At 40.8% G+C, this 7,530-nt stretch carries 6 protein-coding genes; 5 read left to right on the forward strand and 1 reads right to left on the reverse strand.

Features of this window, described 5'->3' with window-relative positions:
- Nucleotides 1–226, reverse strand: a 226-nt coding sequence (locus H524_RS15640; protein WP_156907605.1) for a hypothetical protein, incomplete at its 3' end; no start/stop codon positions are given.
- 1,068 nt (nt 227–1,294) lie between these two features.
- On the opposite strand from H524_RS15640, the gene H524_RS15645 reads away from it, so the two are divergent.
- The 5 genes from H524_RS15645 to H524_RS16805 form a co-directional block, all read left to right on the forward strand.
- On the forward strand, nt 1,295–2,284 hold the full coding sequence (locus tag H524_RS15645) for a MurR/RpiR family transcriptional regulator (RefSeq protein WP_052339080.1): 990 nt from the start codon (nt 1,295–1,297) through the stop codon (nt 2,282–2,284).
- A gap of 407 nt (nt 2,285–2,691) precedes the next feature.
- The gene (gene nagB, locus H524_RS0111425) at nt 2,692–3,420 is read left to right on the forward strand and encodes a glucosamine-6-phosphate deaminase (RefSeq protein WP_027940298.1); all 729 of its coding nucleotides are present in this window, start codon (nt 2,692–2,694) and stop codon (nt 3,418–3,420) included.
- Nucleotides 3,421–3,857: 437 nt separating this feature from the next.
- Nucleotides 3,858–5,366 carry a hypothetical protein gene (locus H524_RS16800; RefSeq protein ID WP_156907607.1) on the forward strand — a complete coding sequence of 503 codons (1,509 nt, stop codon included), beginning with the start codon at nt 3,858–3,860 and terminating at the stop codon, nt 5,364–5,366.
- A 128-nt stretch (nt 5,367–5,494) separates the two neighbouring features.
- Nucleotides 5,495–6,094, forward strand: coding sequence for an OmpA family protein (locus H524_RS0111440; RefSeq protein WP_211232172.1), 600 nt, complete (start codon nt 5,495–5,497; stop codon nt 6,092–6,094).
- Nucleotides 6,084–7,530 (forward strand): HNH endonuclease (locus H524_RS16805; RefSeq protein WP_052339082.1); only part of this gene is annotated, 1,447 nt, incomplete at its 3' end. The genes H524_RS0111440 and H524_RS16805, both read left to right, overlap by 11 nt.

The raw sequence follows: 7,530 nt of genomic DNA on the forward strand, positions 1-7,530 counted from the left end.
AGAATTCTGTAGAGAACTTAACAAGACCAGATAGGCCCTCTGAAAGAAGCTTGCCTACAGTTTTACGATTCGTTGTACGAGCTCGACCCTTCTTAATAACATTGCCATTTTCATCGAGTACGGCTGGTTCCCAGATAGACAGATAAGTTGTTAGATACGAATACTTTCCATTACGGGTTACTTTGATTGCAGGTAGGTCGAATGGTAGAGGTAGGAAGTCTTTCATGGGGTTATGTACTCGGTCAATAAATGGATAGGTGATTATATTATATATTGACCGATAAAACAAGGGATATTCAATGATTATATATATCAATATTGATCGTTATATGATCAAAGGAGATTCTAACCAGCTATTTTGTGTTTGCAGTCTTAACCATAATCCAACCGCCTATTCCGTGCTTGCAGGCTTCACCATAATCTAACCGCCTATTCCATGTTGCCAGGCTTAACCACATTCTAACCACCTATTTTGTGTTTGCAGGCTTCACCATAATCTAACCGCCTATTCCATGTTGCCAGGCTTAACCACATTCTAACCAGCTATTTTGTGTTTGCAGTCTTCACCATAATCCAACCGCCTATTCCGTGCTTGCAGGCTTCACCATAATCTAACCGCCTATTCCGTGTTTGCAGGCTTCACCATAATCCATCCGCCTATTCCGTGCTTGCAGGCTTCACCATAATCTAACCGCCTATTCCATGTTTGCCAGGATCACTATAATCCATACGCCTATCCGTGTTTGCAGGCTTCACCATAATCCATCCGCCTATTCCGTGTTTGCAGGCTTCACCATAATCCATCCGCCTATTCCCTGTTTACGCCAACATCCCTGTCACCACTAATGTCATGCATACGATATAACAGCATGTACGACATCCAAGACAGAGGTAGACTTATTAATTGCTCGCGCCATGGTTACTCTAAACGGCTTATAAATCACATCTTTTGTTGGATTTAGTTTTGTATTGAAGTTTGATGTAGAGCAAATTTTTAAAAATTTCATGCATTGTGAAAATTTTTTCCATATAATAGATCTATAATCATCTTTGATTGATGAAAATTTGTAACATCGCCAAATTTATCTGATTTGTTACAACTTTTTGTCAAACACTGAGGGTAACTCCTCGAGAAAGGTTTCAATGCAAACTTCACAATACACAAAGTTTAATGTTACTCCTCTTTTGGCAGTAACCAATTTGTTTCAGGTCTTCATGCGGGCACTTTGATAACGTTCTATTCGCTTAGAACGGCTAGTTGAGTGTACTCGCTTCACTTATATGGAAACGCAGTATGCACATACTAGAAGCTCTCGAACAAGCTAAGCCTAATATGACCAAATCAGACCTTGCTGTGATGAACTACATCCAGGCCAAAGGTTTAGAAGTTTGTAATGCGCCTATCTCAGAGATGGCTAAAAGCTGTGGCGTCTCACATGCAACTATCACCAGATTTGTTAGAAAGTTTGGTTATGAATCACTGCAGGCTTTTAAGATTGCGCTAGCTAAAGAGGTTGGTTCTGGTGAGAACATCGGACATCTGATCTCTGTAAACATTGCCTTAGATGAAAGTTCAGAGGACACAGTAAGCAAGCTTACACAGCTTATGACTGATACCATCAGACGGACTGCTAAAGGTATCGATCATAAGAGTCTTGCGCGAATTACCTCTTTCTTCTTTAAGGCAAACCGCGTGTACTTTATTGGCAAAGGTAATAGTGGCTTTGTTGCTGCAGACAGTGCCTTTAAGTTCAATCGCATTGGAATAGATTCACGTGCTTTTATTGAAACTCATGAAATGCTCATGATGTGTTCAATGCTCAAACGCCGTGATTTGCTCGTTGCTTTCTCTAACTCAGGAACAACTCCTGAGATCATCAAGGCCTGCGAGCTTGCTAAACAAGAAGGCTGCAAGATCTTCGGTATAACAGCTGACAAAGACAGTGCGCTAGCCAAGATGTCTGATGAGAGTCTCTTCTATGAGATCAGAGAGACGTTCTTAGACTCTGGCTCTATTTACTCTAAGGCTGCAGTTATTTTCATTATTGATCTTATTTATACCGAGCTTTGTAAAAAGCTAGGACAAGATGCAATTGATGCAAAACAAAAGACAGGCAGAGCGATCAGCGCTTTTTGTAATCCGCGTTTACTATCAGTTGCAACACTAGCCAACGAAATAGAGGATCACAACCATACCCATAACGCTCAAGACGCTGATGAGCATGGTGATGCTGATGGCAAAGGTACACACTTTATGCGTAACCTACTCTATGCTGATGACTAGAACAAGCTCATAAGAAATGAGCTTTTATAACCATCATTAATCTTGCGCATACAAATGCCAAGCTAGGTTAACAAACAAGTTTTATATCAGCCTCATATCAATGTGAGGGTGTATACTTAGCTGTAGACTGCCAATTGGACTTTGCTCTATATTTACTAACTAAACAGCAGTTGCAGCTGAAATTAAGTGACTAGACTTTGTGATCTTTTTAGATTCACATGCACACACAGTGCTATTAAGCTTTGTTACTTTAGCCGCCACTAAGATGCATGGTGAATTTATAATCACCAAGCTAGACGGCAGATTTCATTAGGCTTCACAACTATCAAGGTACTACGCTTATGTAGTCTTTAGTGCGCTGTAGATTGCCTGCTAAACTTTTTATGATTTTCGACTAGGAGATTAAAATGCGTATTTATCGTGCCAGCAACTATGAAGAGTTAAGCCGTAAAGCCGCAAACATCATTTCTTCTCAGGTTATCCTCAAGCCTGATTGCGTTTTAGGTTTAGCTACTGGCTCCAGCCCTATTGGCACCTACAAGCAGCTGATCGAGTGGTACAAGAAGGGCGATCTGGACTTCTCCCAGGTTAAGACCGTAAACCTCGACGAGTACCGTGGTCTTGGCAAGGAGAGCGATCAGTCCTACGTTTACTTCATGCACCACAACCTCTTTGACCACATCAACATCAAGCCAGAGAACATCAACCTGCCAAATGGTAAGAACCCAGACGCAGTTGCTGAGTGCAAGCGTTATGACGGCGTTATCGAGTCCATGGGCGGTGTAGATATTCAGCTCTTAGGTATCGGCCGCAATGGTCACATCGGCTTCAACGAGCCAGCTCCATCTTTCGAGCGCAACACCCACTGCGTAGACCTCACCGAGAGCACTATCGAAGCTAACAAGCGCTTCTTTGCTTCTGCTGATGATGTACCACGTCAGGCTTACACCATGGGTATCGGTTCCATCATGATGGCTAAGACCGTATTACTCATCGCATCTGGCAAGGACAAGGCTGAGGCTATTAAGAACACCATCCAGGGCCCAATCACCCCAGAGTGCCCAGCTTCTGTTCTCCAGTTACACCGCGACGTAATCATCGTTGCTGACGACGATGCTTTAAGCCTCGTTGACTAATGTCTAGCTAGACGCAAACTTAAGTCTAACTTTTCATTAAGGGCATCGCCCCAATCTAAAAGGCCTGTATCCTCCGATACGGGCTTTTTCATTTCAAAACTCTCCTGCCACCACATCCTGCCCAATTATCAACAAACCTTTCACACCGTCTATAACCAGCATATTTTCTATTGGCAAAACTAATAGCCCTACATAAGTATAACTATGCTTAAGCAAGAAACAGTTTCTTAAAACATACGCTTAAGCATATAATTATGTTAAATCTTTGTATCTATACAAACCAAAATATCTGATTTTTACTTGATTTTGGCTGTTTTGACATGAATCCAGTTAAACCATCAAGATACATATGAAATATATGCCATAAATTTATGACATATCTGCTCTTTCTTGATATTATTTGCTCACTTTTCACCCATAGTGGCTATCAATCAAACATGAGCAGTATCTATTCTTTCTTTGGCGGTTTGTTTGAGGATCATGTTTCTCAGACAATCACTATCCTTATCTTTATCGCTTTCTTCGTCGGCATGGCATGCCATGCTCTTAACATACAGCAACGCTTCAAAGAGTACATCCCAGCTTTCATGACAGCACTGGGTATCCTAGGTACCTTTATCGGCATTGTTTACGGTCTTAAAGACTTTGATCCTGAGAATATCGACGATAGTATCCCTTCATTACTCAATGGCCTAAAGACTGCCTTTAATACCAGTATTGTAGGTATGGGCGGCACTATCCTATTTAAGCTCTTAACTTCATTTAAGGTGCGTAAAGACAAGGCAGCTGAGCTCCAAGAAGAAGAGGATATTGCGCAAGAAATCTTAAATACCATGAAAGATCATTCTGGTAAGTTTGAAAAGCTGCTCCTTGCAATTGGTAGTGATGGTGATAACTCTTTGCTTTCACAAACTCGACTCTTACGCTATGACCTACATGAGCAGTCCAAAACTAGCCTCAAAGAATTTAATGACTTTAGAAAAGAGCTCAGCGGTCAGCTTGATATCTTTATTGAAAAGATTTCCCATGCTGCATCAGATCAGATTATCGAGGCTTTAAAGAACGTAATTACCGACTTCAACAATCAGCTTACAGAACAATTTGGCGAGAACTTTAAACAGCTGAACGAAGCAGTTGGTAAGCTGGTAGAGTGGCAAAAAGAGTATCGTGAGCATCTAATTGAACTTGAGAAAAGATACAAGGCTACAGTAGAGCTTTTAGAACAGAGCAAAGATGCCATGGTGTCCATTGCTGACACTACCCAAGCCATCCCTCAGACCATGAACAGCCTTGATAAGCTTCTTACCGCTCAACAAGTTCAAATTGATGATATGGATCATCACATGGAGACTTTGGCACAGACCCGCGAAAAGGCTGTCCAAGCTGTGCCTGAGATTCAAAAGTGCATCAATACCATGACTGATGAGCTTGCTAAAACTGTTAGTGAAGCTGCAAAGAACATGGAGACAGCCACGCAACAAACTACGAGCGCTCTTGCATCTACAGCTGAAAAGATTGTAGGCAATACTGAAGCTATTGGCACTAATATGGATAACTTTAACATAGCAACTAAGGAAGCTATAGATAACGCAATCGACTCAATAACACGATTACAGCAGCAACTTGTTAACACAAGTAATGATGCATCTAAATCTATTGAGTCTGCATATACCACTTTCACTAAGACAGCTAATACTATGGCCGAAGAGGCCTACAATACAGCACAAACTACTATAATTAATAATATGAGCAAAATTGAAGGTGCTGTTGATGATATTTCTAAGTCCATACGTGAGCAAATTGCGAATGAGTTAATGTCTCTTGATAAAGCTATGACACAGGAGCTGAATAATGCTCTTGAATCATTAGGCTCTGCACTGGCAACCATTGCCAACACTATTGCAGATCGCTATGACCTTGCAACCAAAGAGGGCTCCAGAGTTTGAGTAAATTATTCTCCAGAAAGGGGCTAAACAATAATACCTCTGAAAAAGATGATGTTGAGCACTGGGTTAGTTCATCAGATCTAATGTCAGGCCTAATGATGGTGTTTCTGTTTGTTAGTATCGCGCTTATGAGACATGCTTACGAGCAACGCAATCAGATGCGCAACATCGCTGTGGCATATGAGAATACTCAATATGCCATCTACTACTCATTAATGGATGAATTCCGCGAAGATTTGCCTAAGTGGAGTGCCAAAATTAATCGTGAAACTCTCTCAATTGAATTCACAGATATATCGATTCTATTTGAGTTTGGCTCTGCTAAGTTAAAGCCTGAGTTTGAAGAGATTCTAAATGACTTCTTTCCGAGATATATGAGAAGACTAGAGGATTATCGAGACAGTATTCAGGAAATCCGCATTGAGGGCCACGCTAGCTCCTACTGGAGCTCTAAAGCCTCTGAAGATGAGGCTTATGCAAACAATATGATTCTGTCGCAAGAGCGCACTAGATCTGTACTTTTCCATGTACAAACCATGCCTGAACTATCAGAACAAAAGACTTGGATGAAAAAGCACATAGCGGCAATTGGATTTTCCTCAAGCCATATTGTTACAGACACTGAAGGCAATGAAAATGCTGATGCTTCGCGAAGAGTTACCTTCAGAGTTCTGACTAATGCTGATAAGCAGCTACAGCGCATGTTGAGTGAAAGCAATGAGACTTAACAATAAGTTCGACGCCTTATGGAAAGCTGTAAGGCGCATTACAGAACAAACTACTGATTTTAGCTTAGATATTCAGTCAAATTGGGTAGTTCCTGAGTATGAGCGCATTGCTATTGAGCTTAAATCTGGCAAAGATATCACTATCTCTGAGGTTGAAATTCAGAACGGACTGCTGACTTATAAGGGTCAGCATGTTGTTCTATATATTAGAGATCATGGCTTTAAATATGAAAGAGCAATACATGATGAAAATGAACGTAACAAGTATCACGTAGCTGACTGTGGCGCAATAACTAACTTAAAGAATGCTGGAAGATTTGAACGCCTAATTGCTACAACAAATACATCTGAGAAGTTTTTAATTACAGGCACCACAAGCAGTTATCGCAATACGCAACAAGAATCTACAGTCAGACTTAGAGTATGTAAGGCCTGTCTTATTAAACTCAACTATAATAACTACAATAAAAGCCTCGAAAAATATAGCATCTACGAATATTTTGATCTTGAAGAGTTCTTTAAATCATATTCATCTTTCTTCAAACAGCTACCTAGTGCTGCAAGCAAAATAAATAACAGTTCAGTGTATGCGGACAACTGGAAACAAATATCGAAAGCACGTAAAACTCTAACTGGATATTGCTGCCAAAATTGTGGTGTTGATCTTAGCAAGCACCCAGGCCTACTCCATACCCATCACATAAACGGAGTAAAAAGTGACAATAATTTCAAAAACCTAAAAGTTTTGTGCATAGAATGCCATAAGGCACAGCCATCTCATACTCACCTTAAAATAAGTTTTGACGACCTGAAAACTCTTATTGCTCTTAGAAATGAGCAACGCCCTAACTTATTAGCTCAGAAAGCTAAAGCTAATTCAAAAAATACTCTGAACTATGGCGTTCAGAAGTTGAATGGCCTCAATAACTCTACAAGACAACAAGAGCAAAAGACTCATCAGCCCTCATCAACTAGCATTCTAGGCGACTACAACAGCTCACAGTCTTCACAGCAATATAACTATCAGAAGGTATCGCCACAAACAGCAAATAGTGTAAGAGAAGAGCAAAAAAACGTACTCTCAACACAAAACCAGGATCACAAGGATACTGCGAATAGAGATCATGTGGCCGCATCCAAACTAAGTGCAGTTATCTCAACACAAAGCCAGGCTCATAAAGATACTGAGACTAAAGATCATGAGGCCGCATCCAAACTAGGTGCTGTTATCTCAACACAAAGCCAGGCTAATAAAGATACTGAGACTAAAGATCATGAGGCCGCATCCAAACCAGATGCCGTGATCTCGACACAAAACCAGGATCACAAGGATACTGCGAATAGAGATCATGTAGCCGCATCCAAACCAGGTGCTGTGATCTCAACACAAAACCAGGATCATAAAGATACTGGTACTAGAGCTCATGTAGCCGCAT

The organism is Anaerobiospirillum succiniciproducens DSM 6400 (assembly GCF_000482845.1).
In the GTDB taxonomy this organism is placed as follows: domain Bacteria; phylum Pseudomonadota; class Gammaproteobacteria; order Enterobacterales; family Succinivibrionaceae; genus Anaerobiospirillum; species Anaerobiospirillum succiniciproducens.

Bases quoted from the DNA above. Each gene is read 5' to 3' on its own strand.
- H524_RS0111440 (WP_211232172.1), top strand. From the start codon at position 5,495: ATGAGACATGCTTACGAGCAACGCAATCAGATGCGCAACATCGCTGTG.
- nagB (WP_027940298.1), top strand. From the start codon at position 2,692: ATGCGTATTTATCGTGCCAGCAACTATGAAGAGTTAAGCCGTAAAGCC.
- H524_RS15645 (WP_052339080.1), top strand. From the start codon at position 1,295: ATGCACATACTAGAAGCTCTCGAACAAGCTAAGCCTAATATGACCAAA.
- H524_RS16800 (WP_156907607.1), top strand. From the start codon at position 3,858: ATGAGCAGTATCTATTCTTTCTTTGGCGGTTTGTTTGAGGATCATGTT.